The 16,806-nt window shown below is 68.4% G+C and carries 14 protein-coding genes and 1 pseudogene; 7 read left to right on the top strand and 8 right to left on the bottom strand.

Annotated elements, in window-relative coordinates; translation table 11 throughout:
• Positions 1–73: 73 nt before the first annotated feature.
• From ACZ7DY_RS18870 to ACZ7DY_RS18885, 4 genes are all read right to left on the bottom strand, one after another.
• The gene (locus tag ACZ7DY_RS18870) at positions 74–1,246 is read right to left on the bottom strand and encodes an alanine--tRNA ligase-related protein (protein WP_471136583.1); all 1,173 of its coding nucleotides are present in this window, start codon (positions 1,244–1,246) and stop codon (positions 74–76) included.
• A gap of 490 nt (positions 1,247–1,736) precedes the next feature.
• Positions 1,737–2,588, bottom strand: coding sequence for an RNA polymerase sigma-70 factor (locus tag ACZ7DY_RS18875; RefSeq protein ID WP_471136585.1), 852 nt, complete (start codon positions 2,586–2,588; stop codon positions 1,737–1,739).
• Positions 2,585–3,163 (bottom strand): carboxymuconolactone decarboxylase family protein, encoded by a 579-nt coding sequence (locus tag ACZ7DY_RS18880; RefSeq protein ID WP_471136587.1) that lies wholly within the window; start codon positions 3,161–3,163, stop codon positions 2,585–2,587. Before ACZ7DY_RS18880 ends, ACZ7DY_RS18875 begins: the two co-directional genes overlap by 4 nt.
• A gap of 87 nt (positions 3,164–3,250) precedes the next feature.
• Positions 3,251–3,877, bottom strand: coding sequence for an HPP family protein (locus ACZ7DY_RS18885; protein WP_471136589.1), 627 nt, complete (start codon positions 3,875–3,877; stop codon positions 3,251–3,253).
• A 1,280-nt stretch (positions 3,878–5,157) separates the two neighbouring features.
• On the opposite strand from ACZ7DY_RS18885, the gene ACZ7DY_RS18890 reads away from it, so the two are divergent.
• Both ACZ7DY_RS18890 and ACZ7DY_RS18895 read left to right on the top strand, forming a co-directional pair.
• On the top strand, positions 5,158–5,448 hold the full coding sequence (locus ACZ7DY_RS18890) for a TetR family transcriptional regulator C-terminal domain-containing protein (protein ID WP_471136591.1): 291 nt from the start codon (positions 5,158–5,160) through the stop codon (positions 5,446–5,448).
• Positions 5,449–6,317: 869 nt separating this feature from the next.
• A complete protein-coding gene (locus ACZ7DY_RS18895; RefSeq protein WP_471136719.1) occupies positions 6,318–6,848 on the top strand; it encodes an HAD domain-containing protein in 531 nt (176 codons plus the stop codon).
• A 228-nt stretch (positions 6,849–7,076) separates the two neighbouring features.
• On the opposite strand, the gene ACZ7DY_RS18900 is transcribed toward ACZ7DY_RS18895, so the two are convergent.
• Positions 7,077–8,303 carry a ScbA/BarX family gamma-butyrolactone biosynthesis protein gene (locus ACZ7DY_RS18900; protein WP_471136592.1) on the bottom strand — a complete coding sequence of 409 codons (1,227 nt, stop codon included), beginning with the start codon at positions 8,301–8,303 and terminating at the stop codon, positions 7,077–7,079.
• Between the two features lie 650 nt (positions 8,304–8,953).
• Here ACZ7DY_RS18900 and ACZ7DY_RS18905 point away from each other — a divergent pair.
• Entirely contained in the window at positions 8,954–9,628 is a 675-nt protein-coding gene (locus ACZ7DY_RS18905) for an HAD family hydrolase (protein ID WP_471136721.1), read from the top strand.
• Between the two features lie 1,579 nt (positions 9,629–11,207).
• Positions 11,208–11,870, top strand: coding sequence for a ScbR family autoregulator-binding transcription factor (locus ACZ7DY_RS18910; RefSeq protein ID WP_471136594.1), 663 nt, complete (start codon positions 11,208–11,210; stop codon positions 11,868–11,870).
• Positions 11,871–12,149: 279 nt separating this feature from the next.
• On the opposite strand, the gene ACZ7DY_RS18915 is transcribed toward ACZ7DY_RS18910, so the two are convergent.
• Positions 12,150–12,920 carry an SDR family NAD(P)-dependent oxidoreductase gene (locus ACZ7DY_RS18915; protein ID WP_471136596.1) on the bottom strand — a complete coding sequence of 257 codons (771 nt, stop codon included), beginning with the start codon at positions 12,918–12,920 and terminating at the stop codon, positions 12,150–12,152.
• A 369-nt stretch (positions 12,921–13,289) separates the two neighbouring features.
• On the bottom strand, positions 13,290–13,814 hold the full coding sequence (locus ACZ7DY_RS18920) for a 2'-5' RNA ligase family protein (protein WP_471136598.1): 525 nt from the start codon (positions 13,812–13,814) through the stop codon (positions 13,290–13,292).
• 561 nt (positions 13,815–14,375) lie between these two features.
• Between ACZ7DY_RS18920 and ACZ7DY_RS18925 the strand changes: the two genes are divergently transcribed.
• From ACZ7DY_RS18925 to ACZ7DY_RS18935, 3 genes and pseudogenes are all read left to right on the top strand, one after another.
• On the top strand, positions 14,376–15,323 hold the full coding sequence (locus ACZ7DY_RS18925; protein WP_471136600.1) for an ArsR/SmtB family transcription factor: 948 nt from the start codon (positions 14,376–14,378) through the stop codon (positions 15,321–15,323).
• 145 nt (positions 15,324–15,468) lie between these two features.
• Positions 15,469–15,678, top strand: coding sequence for a hypothetical protein (locus ACZ7DY_RS18930; protein ID WP_471136602.1), 210 nt, complete (start codon positions 15,469–15,471; stop codon positions 15,676–15,678).
• 49 nt (positions 15,679–15,727) lie between these two features.
• Positions 15,728–15,959, top strand: a pseudogene (locus ACZ7DY_RS18935) (IS5/IS1182 family transposase); the annotation flags it as partial.
• Between the two features lie 109 nt (positions 15,960–16,068).
• Here the strand turns inward: ACZ7DY_RS18935 and ACZ7DY_RS18940 are convergent.
• Positions 16,069–16,722, bottom strand: a complete 654-nt coding sequence (locus ACZ7DY_RS18940; RefSeq protein WP_471136604.1) for a hypothetical protein — start codon at positions 16,720–16,722, stop codon at positions 16,069–16,071.
• Positions 16,723–16,806 lie beyond the last annotated feature (84 nt).

Here is a 16,806-nt window from a genome sequence, read left to right on the forward strand (position 1 = left end):
CCCCACCGGTCCGGTCCTGACCGACAGGTCCGGTCCTTGACCGGACCTGGCCGACGGCAGCCCCCGCCTGCGGTCAGTTCTGGCGGAGGCTCAGGACGAGGTCGCGAGGGAGGCCGTGCGTGTCGTGGAGGTAGTGCAAGTCCTCCTCCTTGAGCGGCCCTTGGAAACGCGGCTGGGTCAGGATCCGGCGTCCGCGCTCCAAGAGGCGACGGAACCGCTGCTCTTCCTCCAGCAGAACCCCGTGTACGCGTACGGGATCCACCTCACCGTCCTGGCGGAAGTGGTCCAGAGTGTGCCGGATCAGTTCACCCGGCAGGTCACCGAGCCCTCGTGTCGGGTCGTCCCGCCACAGGACGGTGAGCAGGCGTCGTACCAGTCGGCGCAACACGTAACCGCGACCGCTGTTGCCGGGACGGACCCCGTCACCGATCACCACCACGGCCGACCGAAGGTGATCGCAGACCACGCGCAGAGACTGCTCGTCCAGCTGCCACAGCCCCGGTACGAGCTGCCGCCACAGATCGAAGACATCGCACTCGAACACCGACGACTTGCCCTGCAGCAGAGAGACCAGCCGTTCCAGACCCATCCCGGTGTCGACATTGCGCTGCGGCAGCGGCACGAGCGAACCGTCGTCGAGCCTGCGATAGCGCATCGTCACGTGGTTCCACACCTCCACCCACCGGTCGTCGCCGGTCGGCGTCGACTGCGGAGGCGTGTCACCCGTCCACAGGAAGATCTCCGAATCGGGACCACACGGGCCGGTCGGTCCGTTGTCCCACCAGTTGTCCTCGACGGTCAGCTCCACCGGAACCCCGAGCTCCTCCCACACCTCCAGGGAGGCGGTGTCCGGGCCGGTCCGGTCGTCGCCGCCGAAGACCGTGGCGTACATCCGCCGCGGATCGACACCGAATCCCTCGGTGAGCAGCTCGTATCCCCAGCGGAGGCTCTGGGGGCCCTCGTAGTCGCCGAGCGACCAGGAGCCGAGCATCTCGAAGACGGTGAGATGGGTCGGATCGCCCACCTCTTCCAGGTCCGTGGTGCGCAGACACCGCTGCACATTGACCAGCCGACGCCCGAGGGGATGCGGGCGCCCCTCGAGGTAGGGAGTGAGGGGATGCATGCCGGAGGTGGTGAACAGCACGGAGTCCCCGGGCGGCGGCAGCAGGTTCGACCCGCTGATGCGGTGGTGCCCGCGCTCCTCGAAGTACTCGACGAACGTGCGGACGACACGGTCGGTGTTCATGGTGTGGCTCCTTCGCGGTTCAAGCGGGGAAGGCACCGGAGAACGGGTCCGCACGAACGGTGGATCGCGAGGCGAGGCCACAGGGGTCATCGGCAGCCCGTTTCCGGTCGCCGATGGAGAGAGGGAAAGACGTCAGGCGGCGGCAACCGGCGAGCTGGTCGCTCGCGCGGTCGCGGTGTGGCACAGGCCGATGACGTTCATGAGGCCGACGATAACGCGCTCGTTCCGCCGGGGCACGTGATTTTTTTGGGGGTCGTACGGGTCGCGGTCCGGACTGGGTTCAGAGCGGCGTTCGGGGGCGGGGCCGGGGCCGGGGCGGGGTAGGGGTCGGGTTCCGGGTCCGGCTCGGGGGCCGGGGCCGGGCGAGACCGGGCCGAGGCTCAAACTCCGACCCCGACCCCGACCCCGCCCCCGACCCGGACTCGGCCCCGGACCTGGCATCACGACCAAGCGGTCCGGCGCCCGCCACAGCCACCCCCCTCGCCGCGCCTCACCTGGCAAGGTCGGCCGGCTCGTCCAGGCGGGTCAGCTTTCCCGGGTTCGCCACGGCGTAGATCCGGACGACGCGTCCGTTCTCCACCACGAGGCTCACCGCGGCCACCCGGCCGTCGATCTCCGTCCGGATCGCCGGAGAGCCGTTGAGCGACACCAGGGACACCACCCGGTCCGGGCGGGCGAGGGCCGTCGCCACCACCTCCGCCCCGTGGACGGGAGCCAGGGCGGCGGAGGCGAGCCCGCCACCGTCGGCGACCAGGACGACATCCGGAGCCATGACTTCCATCAGCTCCCGCACCCGCCCGGTACGCAGCGCGGCCAGGAACCGTTCCACCACGGCCTGCTGCTCCGACCTGCTCACCCGCACCCGCGGCTGCCGCGCCGCCACGTGCTCGCGTGCCCGCCGCGCGGTCTGCCGCACCGCGGCCGCCGACTTCCCGACGGCCTCGGCGATCTCGCCGTACGGCATGTCGAAGACCTCGCGGAGCACGAACACGGCGCGTTCCGTCGGCCCGAGCGTCTCGAGGACGGTCAGCAGCGCGAGGGAGACGCTCTCGGCGAGTTCGACGTCCTCGGCGATGTCGGGGCTCGTGAGCAGCGGCTCCGGCAGCCATTCCCCGACGTACTCCTCACGGCGCCGCGACAACGTGCGCATGCGGTTGAGCGACTGTCGCGTGACGATCCGGACGAGGTACGCCCGGGCGTCCTTCACCTGCGTCCTGTCGACGTCGGCCCAGCGCAGCCACGAGTCCTGGAGCACGTCTTCCGCGTCGGCCGCCGAGCCGAGCATCTCGTAGGCGACGGTGAAGAGGAGGCTGCGGTGGACGACGAACGGATCCTCGGTCATGCGCGCGACACTCGCGACGCCGCGCTGGACCGCTCGGCCAGGGGGATCTCGCAGGCGTCCGAGAAGCCCTGCGACGTGATTCCGTGAGCGGTGTTGTTCCTCGTCGACATGTTGGTGAAGGCGATGAAGACGGTGAGTTCGACCAGTGCCGTCGGGCCGAGCCGGTCGAGCAGTCGCGCGTGCAGTTCGTCGGTCACGGTCGTAGGCGTTTCCGTCATGGCCTCGGCGTACTCCAGGACGTCCCGCTCCAGCGGCGTGAACACCTCCGACGTCCGCCAGCGCGGCACTTGGCTCGCCTTCGCGAGGTCCAAGTTCTGGTTCTGGGCCTGGAAGTAGTTGATGTCGAGGCACCAACTGCAGCCGACCTGTGCGGCGACCGCCATGTGCGCGAAAGTCCTGAGGCTTTCGTCGACCGCGCTCCACCGGCCCACCTCGCCGGCGAACTCCAGGGTGGCCATGGCGGCGTCGGGGCTGTGCCACGCCACCTCGACGGGTTCGGGCACGGTGCCCAGCTGTTCGATCATGCTCTCGCTGAGTTCAGCGGGAATCTCGGCCTTTGGCATACGCGGTGACATGGGGCCCTCCTCGGTACGAGCTGGTACGAGCTCTTGCGTGTCCGCCATGAAGACACCGCCGGGCGAGGGCGTGTGACATGGGGCAGCTCACCACCAGTAGGCGGGGTAGCGCGGCGTGTCGGCGCGGGCGCATGAGGCGGCCCAGCCCGCGAGGACCAGCAGAACGCTGGAGCCGACGAGGAGAGGGACGAAGGTCGCGGGATGCGGGGCGTTCAGGACGATGACCACGGATGTCGCGCACGCGGGCGAGTGAGGGGTACGGGCCACCGTCATCACGGCCAGGCTGATGCCCGCAGCCATCGCCGCAGCCCAAGGGGTACGGCCGGCCGCGGCAAGGACCCCGTACCCGACGGCGGCACAGAGCAGATGACCCACGATCACGCTGCGCGGCTGGGCCAGGGGCAACGAGGGGGCACCGTGAATGATCGCGGCGGAAGCGGCCAGCGGGGGTATCAGGACGGGCTCGTGGATGAAGGACCCTATGGCCACGAGCGCCAGCAGGACGGCGGTGGCCGCGCTGATGTTGTGCACGGCGGCACCGGGCGGCGGAGGCGCGGGCGCACGACCGGCGAGGCGAGCGAGGATGCGCGCCCCGGGAGGGGTGGATACGGGTACTGGTACGGGGGTAGAGGGATGGGCGGGGACGCGGGTGCCGGTGGGCGAGGGCCGGGCCTCGATGATCTCGTCGGTGCTCAAGACAGTGTTGTTGCTCAAGACAGTGTTGTTCCGGGGCAGGGCCGACCGGAGGACCCGGACGGCGAGGGCAGGGCAGGGCAGAAGGACAGGAGTCAGCCCGGCTTCCCTCGCGATCGGCAGGGAACGTGGGCACCGGCGGCGGTCCGGGGGTCGGGATATCCGCGTACTCTCCCCGAATTCTACGAGGCGCCTTCGCGTAGCCGCAGGTCAGGGTCGTGTCGCCCCTCCACCCATCGAGTCCAGGCACTGGTCACATGGCGAGGCCCAGCCATTCCCCGACGACCAGCACCTGCGCGCGCCGGCCGGCGCATGCGCACGGAACGCGTTCTCCGGGTCGGGGACCTCGACGTAGCAGGGAACTTTGTCCGGCTGCCCCGCCTCGCAGTGCATCGGCACCGCCGTACCGGGTGTCGAGGTTCTCCGCGGCATCGTGGGGGGGGGAGAGGGCGGCGGGCTCGGCGATTGGAGGTGGGGGTGCGTCGACCACCGGGCTGAACCGGCGCGCGATGAGCCGCCAGCAGCCGTGGAACATCGTGTCACCGCCGTGGAAGCCCCGCTGCCCGCCCGGCCTGCACCACCCCAGTTCAGCTGCGGGCCGCCCAGCCCGTCGACGGAGGGCACCGCGGTCACGCGGAGCGGCCCGACCTCGCGGGTGGACCAGCCATCCACGACCTCGACGGCCGACCGGTGCAGGGCCAGCTTGCGCTCGGCCGGGAGGGTCGTCACGTTGTCGACGCCGTGGCCGTGCCCGGCGCCGACCGCAGGACCGACGCCTTCTTAGCCAGCACGTCCGCGAGAGCGGACGCATCGGTGTGATCCCGGTGCAGGTGGGTGAGGAGCGCGGCACCGACATCCCCGCTCGGCCCGGCCAGATGCTCGCCGGGCTGTCACCCCGTGAACAGCGGTGAGAGGTCCCGCACGTGGTCGATCACCAGTCGCTGCCGCCCGCCGCGATTTCCAGTCCGGCCCAGCCCAGCCCAGCCATCGCACCCGCACGTCGCACTCCTTCGCCTCGGTGGTCTCTCGGAACACCACGACGCTCAGCGGCGGAAGCGCAGGCCCCAAGGGCCGGATCCTCGAACGCGCAGGCGATATCACTTCCGAGGAAGGGCTCGACGGCTTCACCATCGGTCGGCTCGCCGAGGAGCTGGCTATGAGCAAGTCTGCGGGGCACAAGCACTTCGGCACCAATGGAGCCCTGCAAATCACCACGCTGAACAAGGCGTTCGTGGACTTCTGGCACCGCGTGGTCGAGCCGCACTGAGCGAACCGCCGGGTCTGCGCCGGATGCGTACGGTGTGCGCCAATCTGGTGGCCTATCTGGAGGTGCCGATCTTCCCGGCGGCTGCCTGCTGACCGCAGCACCCAGCGAGTTCGACGGTCGCCCAGGCCGGGTCCGCGCCACGGTGGCCGAGATGTGGTCATGCTGGCGGGACCAGCTGCGGGCGGACTTGATGGCGGCGGTGAGCAAGGGTGAGCTGCCGACCGCTTTCGACGCCGACCAGGCGCTGTTCGAGATCGTCGCCGCTGGTTCGACGCTGAACGCCGCCATGCAGCTAGGGCAGGCGAGCGGGCTTTGCTCGCGGTAGTGGGTTGACCCGGTGGTGCCAGGCGAGGTTGCCCTGCAGGATCTTGCAGTAGACCTCGACGTAGCGGTTCCTGGCGAGGAACTTGATCCGCTGGGCAAGGTCCTGGAACGGCACTTCGGCGGGCGGGTGCCCGCCGCGTACTCGACCATGTCGGTGGAGATGCGCATGATGCCGCGGTCGTGGCGCAGTTGTCCGATCTCAGCGACGCCCGCTGGTGCCTCCCGGTGCTCCTGCTCACGAGCGACTCCGGCGATGTAGTCCTTGTAGGCACCGATCAGCCGTAGGCTCCAGTCGGCCAGGGCGTCGAGAGCCGGGAACTCCCGGCGTAGTCGACCGATCTGTTGCCCTAACATGTCGTCGCTCGGGGCGATTTCCGTGCTGTGGATCAGTTCCGTATAGCGGGCCGAGATGTTCCAGACTGCTCGGCGCTCAGCTGGTGCACCCGGTCGTCGAGGACGAACCCAAGGGCAAAGCACCGGATGACCGGGGCCAGCCGTCCGGGGGCACAGCCGGGATACCAGCGCGGCGCCCGCGGTTACGGAGATGTCCACGACGGCGCGTTCGATGCCGTCCATCTGCCGCCGGAGCTGCGCTGCAGCGCATGCACGCTCGCCACCTTCTTCGACGAGCCGGACCTCTTCCGCGACCTAGGTGGCGTTCAGCGGCGGAGCACCCGCTCGGTCACCCGCGCGCAGGCCCCGTCATCATGCACATGGCCTCCCGCAGAGCAAGATCCAGCCGCGCCCGAACTTGCTGGACGCAATCGGCCATGGCGCAACAACTCCTCTCCGGAGGCCTACCGCTTCATCGAGCGGCAGCTGCATCGAGGCGTTGCGATCACCGGCGGGAACCGCCGCTATCGTGCTTCGGTGACCAGTTCCTCGCAGCGTGCGCTTCTGTTTCTTGACGTCGACGGGCCCCTCATCCCGTTCGGCGCGGGGTCCCAGCAGTCCCAGCCGTATCCGACCTACACGACGGGACCCGAAGCGCACGGTGCCGACGCGAACCCGCTCCTGACCAGGATCAATCCCGAGCACGGCTCCCGGCTGGCGGCACTTCCGTGCGAGCTGGTCTGGGCGACGACATGGATGGCGGACGCGAACGAGTGCATCGCGCCCCGCATCGGCCTGCCGCAACTGGCAGTCGTGGTCTGGCCGGAACCGTCCGACACCGACGCCCACGACGAACGGAACGGACTGCACTGGAAGACCCGAGCCCTTGTCGACTGGGCCGCGGGACGCCCGTTCGCCTGGGTCGACGACGAGGTGACCGACATCGACCGGTCGTGGGTCGCTGCCCATCATCAAGGGCCGGCCTTGCTCCATCGCGTCGACCCACGCCGTGGCCTGACGGACAGCGACTTCGCGGCTGTCGGTGAGTGGCTGAGGCAACTGGCCTGACGCGGCTGATGACCTCAGGAACCAGTTGGCCGTAGGTCGCGGCCGGTTCCCGGGTGGCCGACTGCTTCATTGCGTCGCCACTCCTGCGCCGGAGACACGACGGGTGGCGGCCCGTCAGTGTCCCGAAGAGCGGACCAAGAGGTCACGGAGCCGCCGGAGTGCCGTGCGGGGAACGGCCTCCGCCAACTCGGCAGATGTGACTTCAACTGGCCTGCTTGGGGGAGTGGTTCAGTTCTGGGGCTGGGTGGTGTGTGTGGTGTACGTGGTGTAGGTGAGCTGGTTGTTCTGGTGGCCGGTGGTGACGTGGGTGGTGGTGTGGGGCTGAGTGGGGGTGGTGGGCGCGGTGGTGATGTAGCAGGGGGTGGCGAGTTCGACGTAACGGTGGAACTGGGTGTACGTGTGCGTCGTGGTGGCGTTGGGCGGCAGGTGAGGGCGCGTGGCCTGGCGGGCGGCTTCGATGAGGATCATGCCCGGGATGTGGTCGGTGTCGTGATCGAAGAGGACGGGGTGGTGTGGGTTGGGGTTGAGGCGCCAGGCGTGGGGCTGGTGGGAGGGAGCGAGGACGAGGTCGTGGGGAGCGGTCCGACCGAAGGTGGCGGGGTCTTGGTCGGTGGGGGTGTAGTCGAGGTCCTTGAGGGTGGGTGTGGGGGTGGGGATGGTGCGCAGACGCCGGTAGGCCGCGGGCGAGATGCAGGTGAAGTGGCCGTAACCGGTGGCGACGGTGTGGTCGTCCTCGTTGGTGATCGTGAGGTGGATGGTGAAGTTGGGGGAGCGGGTCGCACGGGTGAGGGTGGTGCGGAGGGTGAGGTGCGTGGGGGTGGGTTGAATGGTGAGGTGAGCGGGGTGGGTGGCCACGGTCATGTCTTGCATGACGAAGTGGTGATTGAGGGGGATGTCGTGTTCGGTGTGGGCGAGGTAGATGCCCGTCTGACGGAGGGTTTCGCAGGCGAGGAGGTGATCGTGGCTGCGGCCGTCGGAGGAGTTGAAGAAGGTGTGGGCGCGGGGCCACTGGCCGGTGAGGGTGTAGGTGTCCTCGCCGGTTTTTTCGTGCCCGGTCAGGAAGACCTCGGCGTGCGCGGCGCGGTGAACGTACTCGCGCGGGACGGTGGTGGTGAGGGTGGGAGGCGCCGCGGCCGCCCGCTTACGGCTCGTCCTGTTGGCCGTCCCGGATGCGGCGGCGCCGGTGGCGCCCGTGGCGGGGACGGTCCTGGTGGCGTCCGTCGGGCTAGTGGCGCGGCCGACGTTCTGAGAGTCCGGCGCGGCCGGGGTGCGGTGCGGGGCCTCTGCTGCAGGAGCACTCGGCGCGGCGGACTCGGCGTGCGCGGCGAGCACTGCGGGGGTGCTGTGGGCGGCTTGCGGGGCCGGCGTGTCCGGGGTGCTCTGCGGGCTTTGCGTGTTTTGCGGGTGGTGGTGGCTGTGGGTGTTTTGGGTGTGTGTCAGGACCTGACTGCTCATGAACCTCTCCCCCTGGAGGTGAATGAAAGTGAGGCCATAACATACATACTCACCGGTTTCCTTTTCAAGGGTCGGTGGTGATTACATATGGCGACGGCGGGGGAATGAGGATCTCTGCGGGAATCGGCTTTTCGTAACGCTGGGTAGCGGCGTTCCAGGTGGGAGCGCCGGTAGAGGAATCCGAGTCAAGAGGAATTATTCCGTCCGTTTATCTAGGGAAACCGGCTGAGCGGTTCCTTGTTATGCTTTCGCGCCGTCCGGGACCGGTGGGGTGGCCGCCGGTGTAGTAGTTGTGCTGGCGGGCCTGGAGGTCTGGACTTTCTGTGGGTCCGGGGCAATGGGATTGGGGCTGGGTCGCGGCCCTGGCACCGGTTCCTGTGCCGAGGCGGCCGAGGTCTCCGAGGCCGCCGACTTGAGGTGCTCGTACTGGTACGGGGCCCGGGGGTTGTTTTCGTTTGTTCGGGGCGTCCGGACGGTCCGGGTGCCGGGAAGCGGGGAGTGCTGTGATGGTTCGGACGGATTCGGATGGGGCGGACTCTGTGGGAGTCGGCGGGAGCGCGGGGTCGGTGCCGGCGGGTGCCGGGTCGGTCACCGCGGGCGCGGTCGGTGAAGGTGGTCGTCAGGAAGGACGCGGGCGAGGGTTCGAGCGCCTGAGTCTGGTGGCGGTGAATATCGACGGGGTGTTGCTGAACGACAGTTTCGGGCCGGTGATCCGGCGACTGGTGGAGTCGCGCGGAGGCGTGTACGGACCGGAGCTGGAGCAGGTGTTGCTGTCGCAGCCCCAGATGGTGGCGGCACAGGCGGCCGCGGACGTGTTGGGAGGCACCGCGCCGGAGTTGCTGAAGGCGTACTTCCAGGAGCGGGAGCATTACGTGCGCGAGCACCCGGTGCACACGCTGGAGGGGGCGGGCGCGCTGCTGGAACGCGTACGGTCGCTGGGCCTGCGGATGGTGTGTTACGGGGGATTGGAGCGCTCGCATTTCGATCGCTACCTGGGGGAGTGGGCCGGTTATTTCGACGAGCCGGTATATGTGTGCACCAATGATTTCCGTCCGGGCATCCGGGAGATCACGGAAAGATTCGGTCTCGGCTTCGACCAGGTGGTATTCATTGACGACGTGGCCCGGGTCGCGGAGGCGGCACGTGACCTGGGGGTCGCTTTCATCGGACACCCCAGCGATTACGAGAACGGCTATCAGCGCCCGCTGATGGAGCGAGCCGGGGCTCGCCATGTGGTGCGGTCACTCGACGACATCGACGAGGACCTGCTCCGCGAGGTGGACGCGGAAGCGTCGGCGGGACGCAACTGGAAGCCGGGGGTGTAATTCGGCTGGTTGACTCACGATCTGTTATCCATCCCCGCATTTTCGTAGCCGCAGCTCTCCCGGCTGTTGACGGAGGCCTCCTCGACGGACCGGGACTCGACGGTCAGGGCCTGGGAGCGATCAGCACTACTGGGGAGGTGCGGGGCACTTGTCCGGGTGGAGGCGCCGTTGCAATTGTCCCTGGATGGAAGGTGGCCACCCCGGCGCATGGTTCCAGCATGCGAAGCACCAGAAGCCGACCTGTCAGGCCGATAACGGCCTCGTCGCTGCAGCAGTCAAGGCCGCCCGAGTATGTGCGAAGTCGGGGAGGCCGGCATTAGCCCTGGCTCGAACACCGCACAGGTCGGCCTTGTGCTGCTTACCGTCGCGGCGCCGGCGCTGGGCGGCGAGGATGTCACGCCATGCGTCTTCGCCCATAGGCCGCTCATCGTTGCGTGGAGGTGGCCGCGGTGAATCCACGGCGTCTCGTACAAGCGCTCGGCGGGCAGGCAGATGTAGCCTCGACGTCACCCTTGCTCATTCGTGATTCGGTGCTGCAGTCCCGTCGATTTGTGGTTCGGGATTCTTGGCCGGTCGTTCTGGTCAAAGTCGGTATCGGTATTCGACTGCGGCCCATGTCCGATCGGCGATGGTCCCGGTGATCAACGCCGCGACGGCAGCGACGTACCACGGCAGGTCAAAGACTAGGCAAGGGGCGATTGCGATCGCCAACGCGACCAGGTTGATCCACCAGGGGGTGCGCAGGATGAGGGGAGCTCCCCTCTTGTGATGACCTGTCAGCACTTCTTTTTGCTCATCTTGCTCAGCTGCCCGTTGCAGGGACGGGACTTCGAGCGGTAGGCGTCCGCCCCCTTATCCCAAGCTTCCTACCTTGATCTGCTTGAGGTCCTTCAAGAGGTTCTTGATGTCATCGTATATGGACTCGCCTTTGCGATCGTGCTCGACGTGTGGCGGGCAGGGCCGGCGCTGGCGTGTGCCAGAACACGGCGCCGTTCGAGGGGGCGAGCTGCCGGCCAGCAGGTCCATGCGCCGGTCGCGAACGGCGAGTTCGAGGCCTGCCAGGCCTTCCACGCGGCTCGTGCGCATCAACACCCCTATAGATACGGCGTGTTTACGTCCTCCTGCTGTGGGCGTCGCCGGGCTCTTGCGGCTGAGGTTGTTGGTCCGTACTGCTTGCGACGGGTGGACTTGCGTGTCGGGCGCGGGGGCAGAGTGGCGTTGGTGGCGGGGTGAAGGGGGCAGGTTGTCTGGCCCGCCTGGGGGTTGGGGCAGGTGGGGGTGTTGGCCGGCGGGGAGGCGGCTGAGTGATTGGGGTGCTGGCTGGGCGAGTTGTGATGTGGGAGCTGGGGGAGGTTTAAGGGCGTGGTGGGGTGAACCGACGGGGGTGTGTTCGGTCACGGGAGGTGGGCGGCGAGGGGTGACGGGGTGGGATTTGTCGGGCAGATACGTGATGAGGGCGGAGATTGCCAAGATCTCTGGCGGGGTCTTTCAGGGATGCAGTGGGTAAGGTACGTCCACGACGGTTTCTTTTTCGGGTCCGCTGCATACCCGATCGGGCACGGAGTGCAGGGGAGGTCACGTGGCGCAGCAAGAGCGTGCTGTTCGAACTCGCCGGGCGGTGTTGGAGGCGGCCGCGGTGGTGTTCGCCGAGCATGGCTATTCGGCGGCTACGGTGTCGGACATTCTTCAGGTCGCGGGGGTGACCAAGGGGGCTCTGTACTTCCACTTCGACTCCAAGGAAGCCCTCGCGCGAGGGGTACTGCAGGCGCAGGTCGCGTATGCGGGTCCGCCGCAGGATCTGAAGGTCCAGGAGTGGGTGGACGCGGGTCTGCTGCTGGCGCACCGGCTGCCGCGGGACCCGGTGGTCCGGGCGGGCGCGGTTCTCTCGTCCGATCCGCAGGGCAGGGAGCACTACGGCAGCGCGTGGCCGGCGTGGATCGATTTGTCCGCGCAGACCCTGGCTGAGGCCAAGGAGCGGGGGGAGATCCTCTCGCATGTGGTGCCGCGGCAGACGGCGGAGCTGATCGTGAGTGCTTTTCACGGAGTGCAGCTGTTCTCCCAGCTCGAGTGCGGGCTGAGTGATGTCGAGCGGCGGATCTCGGTCCTCTACGACCACGTGATACCGGCGATCACGGTGCCGGCGGTGCTGGCGCGTCTGGACCTGGCTCCGGACCGTGGAGCACGACTGTATGCGCAGGCCGTGTCCGTTCCTCATCCGGTTCTGGTGGACAGCCCCAGCTGACGCTCTTGCCATTGCGCTTGCCTTCCCACCCGCCGTACCGGTCATCTTGCTGACCGCTGGGCATTGCTGGTTGGCATTGGCAGTGCCACCGTCAGTACACTCCCGCACTTCGCTTTCGCCTGGACCAGGTGTCCCGGCGCAGCCACGTCGGAAACTCGGACGCGCGGAGTAATTGCTGGCTGCAACGCTCTCGGCTGAAGGGCGAGTACGTACGCGTGGGCGCCGAGTTCAGGCAGGCACGGACGACGGGTGTGAGGCTGATGGCGTCGAAGGGCGGGGCTACCAGGTGGTGGCACCCCCGTCGACGGGCATGGTGGCGCCGGTGACGAAGGAGGCGCGGTCGCTGCAGAGCCAGGCGGCTGCCTCGGCGATCTCTTCGGGTTCGGCCATGCGGTTCTGCGGGGAGGATGCCTTGCTCTTGGCATCCTGGGTGGGGAAGCGGGCGAACCAGTCCTCCACCATTTCGGAACGGGCCAGGCCCGGGGCGATGGCATTGACGCGAATGTTGCTGGGGGCGTACTCGACCGCGGCGACCTTGGTCAGACCGATCACTGCGTGTTTGGCGGCGATGTACGGGGCGGCCACGGAGGTGGCCACCAAGCCGGCCACGCTGCTGGTGTTGACGATGGCGCCGCCGCCGCTTTCGAGCATGGCGGTGATCTCGGGCCGCAGGCAGTTCCATACACCCCGCACGTTGGTGTCCATGATCAGGTCGTACGCGGTGTCGTCCATCAGGTGCAGGGGCGTCTTCTCCACGGCAGCCCCCGCGTTGTTGAATGCCACGTCCAGACGGCCGTAGGTGTCCACAGCATGGGCGACGGCTCGGCGCATGTCGGCCGCGACCTGCACGTCGGCGGCGCAGTAGGTGGCCTGGGCGCCTTCGGCACGCAGCTCCTTGGCCAGGAGTGCCAGGCGGTCCTCGCGGCGGGCGACCAGCACCACGCGGGCACCTTCACGCGCGAACACCCGGGCTGACGCCGCTCCGATCCCGCTGCTTGCCCCGGTGATGAGGGCGACCTTGTCCGCGAGCGATCCCTGACCCTGCGTCATCGTGCGTACTCTCCCCAGTTCTCAAGCGGCACACGCCGTGGGTGCCGCTCCTCGCCTAGGCGTGCGCACCGCCCCAGTAGCCTAGCGTGCATGTTCGATAACAGAAACCACATGACCGGTCCGTGAGACCTGTTGCCTCCCCCGGCCCGGTGAAGTCCTCCTGCCCCAGGGCTTTCTCGGCCCGGGGCATTACTGGTCGCGACGGCTCCGTTCCGTTCGCCGGTACGCCGCTCCATGGCTCACGACAGGATCACGAGCCGACCTTCTTGAGGCGGCGGCAGGAGGCGAGGTGTGGCCCAACATGGGGGAAGTTCGGGAAGCCGTTGCGGCCGTGGTCCGAGCAGTGGTCCGATCGGGAACTCCATCCGGTCAAGCGGAGAGCGGCAACTCGGCGAGCCCTCGCCAACCGTCGGGTGTGAGGGCGACCACGTGGATGGTGGCCACCTCGGTAGGGATCGGCAGACGGCCGGTGACGCGACGCGTGATGTCGGCGGCGGCGTGGGCGCCCGCGTCCAACGAAACGGTGACGTGCACCGGTGGGTCCTGCCCGAACCGGCCGCCGTACGGGACCTGTTCGGGGAACGCCGCACGAACGGCAGTGGCCAGGGCACGCAGTTCGGGAACCGGCACACCCACGAACCCGTCGGACGCCTCGACCTCGTTCAGCAGGACGGGAATCCGGCCGTCCACCGGCGCGGCCCGCACCAGTACGGTCCGCAACCGGTCCAGATCCGTCGCACCGATCCGGTCGGCCGGTAGCCAGGGGTAGAGCAGCGCCGCGTGTGCGGGCACACCCGGCCGTACCACTCGCGCATCCACTTGGGCGGCCAGCTCCAGCAGTGGGTCGGCGTCCGGCAGCAGTGCCAGGACGGCCGTCGTCCCCAGTGGGGGCATATTCGTCGTCACCCCGCCTCCCGTGTCGCGTCCCGTCGCGACGATCGGAGCCAGAGAGGTCCGCGTACCTGGAGGCCGTCCTCACGGTGGCGGAGGGGGTGGATGTGATCTCTGTTGATGGTCAACTCCTGCCGGCGAGAACGTACGCGGTTGAAGAGTTCTGGATCGAGGTGTCCTACGAGTCTCACGAGTCTATGGGGGAGTGCTTCGGCTTCCCTGCGAGTAGGCCCTCGTGGTCAGCCTTGCGGATGACGTCGTCGATTCACGGCTGTCCACCACGTCGGAATTGCTCCCGTTCCCCGGGCCCGTCGAACCGCCGTCCAGCAGAACTCCGTGGAACGGCGGGCCCTGACGCACGTCGTGACCGGCTGCGTCGATGACGCGGTGGGCGGTTCGAGATGGGGGCTCGTGTGAGGTGGAGGTGATGGCTGTCTGTGTCGGTGTTGCGCCTTGGGGGAGAGGCGGATGAGACGAGACTGAGTACGCTCAGGGAGGCAGGGCTACGGGGGGCGCTTCGTGAAACGGATCCACTTCACGGGTGAGGATCTCGCCCGAACTCGGTTGACCACGACGATCGGCGTGGCGGCGGAGACCTTCGACAGCGTCAAGCTGTTGCGCGACCGCGACCGCAGTCTTGGGTTTCACCACTGGCGGACGTCGGTGGGCGGTCGGCTGGGAGAACAGGCGCGCCCGCTGGTCGCTTTGATTCCGGAGCGCGGGCCCATGATCGATGTGGTCGGCCTGGCCGGCGACACGACGTGCATCACCGAGGCGGCGGACAACATTCTCGCGGCCCCGCGTGCGCTGTGGCGCATGGAATTGGAGCACATCGACTTCGAGCCGACGCACCGTGCCTGGGCCCGCAGCCTGTACAACGGGGATCGGGAGCCGCGCAGGCAACTTACCGAGGCGCTCATCGCCTGCCACCGCGAGAACGTGGAGCCGTACTGGGGGAGGGTCAGGTCCCGGCTGACGGTCAGCCGGGATGCTTACGCGCGCGCCATGGCCGAAGGGGGAGTCGAGCGGCTGCTGGAGACCCTGTGTCCGCCCCTCACCCGCTGGCGGGCTCCGGTGCTCGAGGTGTGCCATCCGCGTGACGCTGATGTGTATCTGCAGGGACGTGGTCTCGTCATCGCGCCGACGGTCTTCTCGTCGCGGCAGGTGGAGCTGTTGCAGTGCCCGTTGGATACGGCCGAGGCGCCTGTCCTGGCCCTTCCCACGATCGGCGACGCCACGACCGGCACCGCTGTGTGGGACGTCAGCGAGTGCGGTGGCCGGGCACTGGGTGACCTGCTGGGACGTACCCGGGCCGCGGTTCTGGCAGCCGTTGCCGAAAGCTGCGGTACGGGCGAGTTGGCACGTCGCCTGAACATCTCGGTGTCGGCCGCGAGCCAGCACGCGACGGTGCTGCGCAACGCCCATCTCATCACCACGAGACGCAAGGGCAAGTCTGTGCTGCACTCCACGACGTCCTTGGGCGCCGCCCTCCTGAACTCGGCCCCGGACTGACGAGGAGTCGGCGGGCCCGTAGAACGGGACCCTGAAGAACGGGACCCTGAGGGGATACGACCTTTCAGCCAGAGATGAAAGGTTGGCCGTCACCGGACGCCACGTGCCACGGTTGGGTCATCGGAAGGAACGAAAGGGGAACGACATGAAGCGGACGAATCGTTGGACGACGGTCGGCCTGCTTGCCGTGGGTGGCTTCGCCGCGGCACTGCTGGCCGGTCCTGCCGCAAGCGCCCAAGCGAACGAAGTGACTGCACAGTGCGCCGGCGGCTGCATCCAGTCCGTACCGGACGGGTTCCAGGTGTCCTCCACCCCGGTGGACTCGACCACCGACGGCAACTGGGAGCCCCACTAAAGGGTGTTGCGCAAGGCTGTGGCCTGGCTGGCCCGGGCATCTCGGTCGTATGGCTGGAGTGTTGAGGGTCGATCGGAGGTGGGTGGAGACGTCCACCGGGCTGCAGGTGACGCGGTTTGTGCGGCTGTTGAGGGTGGTGCGGGAGCGGGGCGGCATCGGCACCCTGATGGGCTGGCGTCGGAGCCTGTCGCTGGCGGAGCGAGTCTTGATCGTCGCGGTGTATATACCGCACGAACTTGGCCGTGTGGCAGCTCGGACCGTTGTGTGGCATCTCCTCCTCCCGGTAGCGGGCGGTGACCGCGGGGACGACGGTGAGCGGCTGCTGGTGGCGGCGCTGCTCGGCGACCAGGATTCGGGCCGCCCCCATGACCGGCCCCTGCTACCGCCCCCTCACACCTTGTGCCCCGCGGACCTGAACGGGCCTCTCTCGGGGGCCACACAAGCTTCGACGAGTGTCCTCTTGCCGGCCGCGGAGCCCTCGACGCAGAGCCGTCCGCCCTTCTCGCGCAGGTCGAGGGCGAACCGTGTTGTCTCCCCGGACCGCTTGAGGCCGTGGATGCGTTCGTCGACATAGCCGAGGTCGTTCAGGACCGTCCTGACCTTTGCGGGGGTGGGGTCCGCGAGATCCCACAGCGCCCGGGTGACGCGTTCCTCATGGCGGGCGGCCGCGCACCAGTCGCGGGCGTTGAGCTCCACTTCCGGTCCTGACGTGGGGGTGACGGGCTCGACGGGACGATCCGAGGGCGTCTCTCCCGGGGCAGGCGACACCGGGTTCACCGGTTCGGCGGGCGGTGCCTTGGGCGGTGCGCTCGCGGGGCACGGCCGCGCGATTCTTTCCAGCATCGCCGGGAACGCCGCTTCGGACCGGCTGCGGGCCGTGTCCGCGCGCCCGGCTCGCTCTCCACGGTCGTGCTTCGTCGCGGTGTTCTCGGTGCCGCACGCGCCGAGTGCCAGCAGGGCGGCGGAGGTGACGGCACAGGCGAGCCAGGGCCGGCGCGAGGAGCGGCGGGCGAACGCGTTGGCCGGGGAAGGGTTCTGTCTCATGGGGGCAGTCTCTGATCAACCGACCGCCGTCCGCCTGAGTACGCGTACTCACGCGGACGGCGGTACTTGGTGTCCGTCGTCCGA

This window comes from Streptomyces sp. NPDC037013 (genome assembly GCF_055607265.1).

Excerpts from the sequence above, each read along its gene's own strand:
- ACZ7DY_RS18870 (WP_471136583.1), bottom strand. The coding sequence starts at position 1,246 with ATGAACACCGACCGTGTCGTCCGCACGTTCGTCGAGTACTTCGAGGAG.
- ACZ7DY_RS18875 (WP_471136585.1), bottom strand. The coding sequence starts at position 2,588 with ATGACCGAGGATCCGTTCGTCGTCCACCGCAGCCTCCTCTTCACCGTC.
- ACZ7DY_RS18880 (WP_471136587.1), bottom strand. The coding sequence starts at position 3,163 with ATGTCACCGCGTATGCCAAAGGCCGAGATTCCCGCTGAACTCAGCGAG.
- ACZ7DY_RS18900 (WP_471136592.1), bottom strand. The coding sequence starts at position 8,303 with ATGAGCAGTCAGGTCCTGACACACACCCAAAACACCCACAGCCACCAC.
- ACZ7DY_RS18915 (WP_471136596.1), bottom strand. The coding sequence starts at position 12,920 with ATGACGCAGGGTCAGGGATCGCTCGCGGACAAGGTCGCCCTCATCACC.
- ACZ7DY_RS18920 (WP_471136598.1), bottom strand. The coding sequence starts at position 13,814 with ATGCCCCCACTGGGGACGACGGCCGTCCTGGCACTGCTGCCGGACGCC.
- ACZ7DY_RS18930 (WP_471136602.1), top strand. The coding sequence starts at position 15,469 with ATGAAGCGGACGAATCGTTGGACGACGGTCGGCCTGCTTGCCGTGGGT.
- ACZ7DY_RS18940 (WP_471136604.1), bottom strand. The coding sequence starts at position 16,722 with ATGAGACAGAACCCTTCCCCGGCCAACGCGTTCGCCCGCCGCTCCTCG.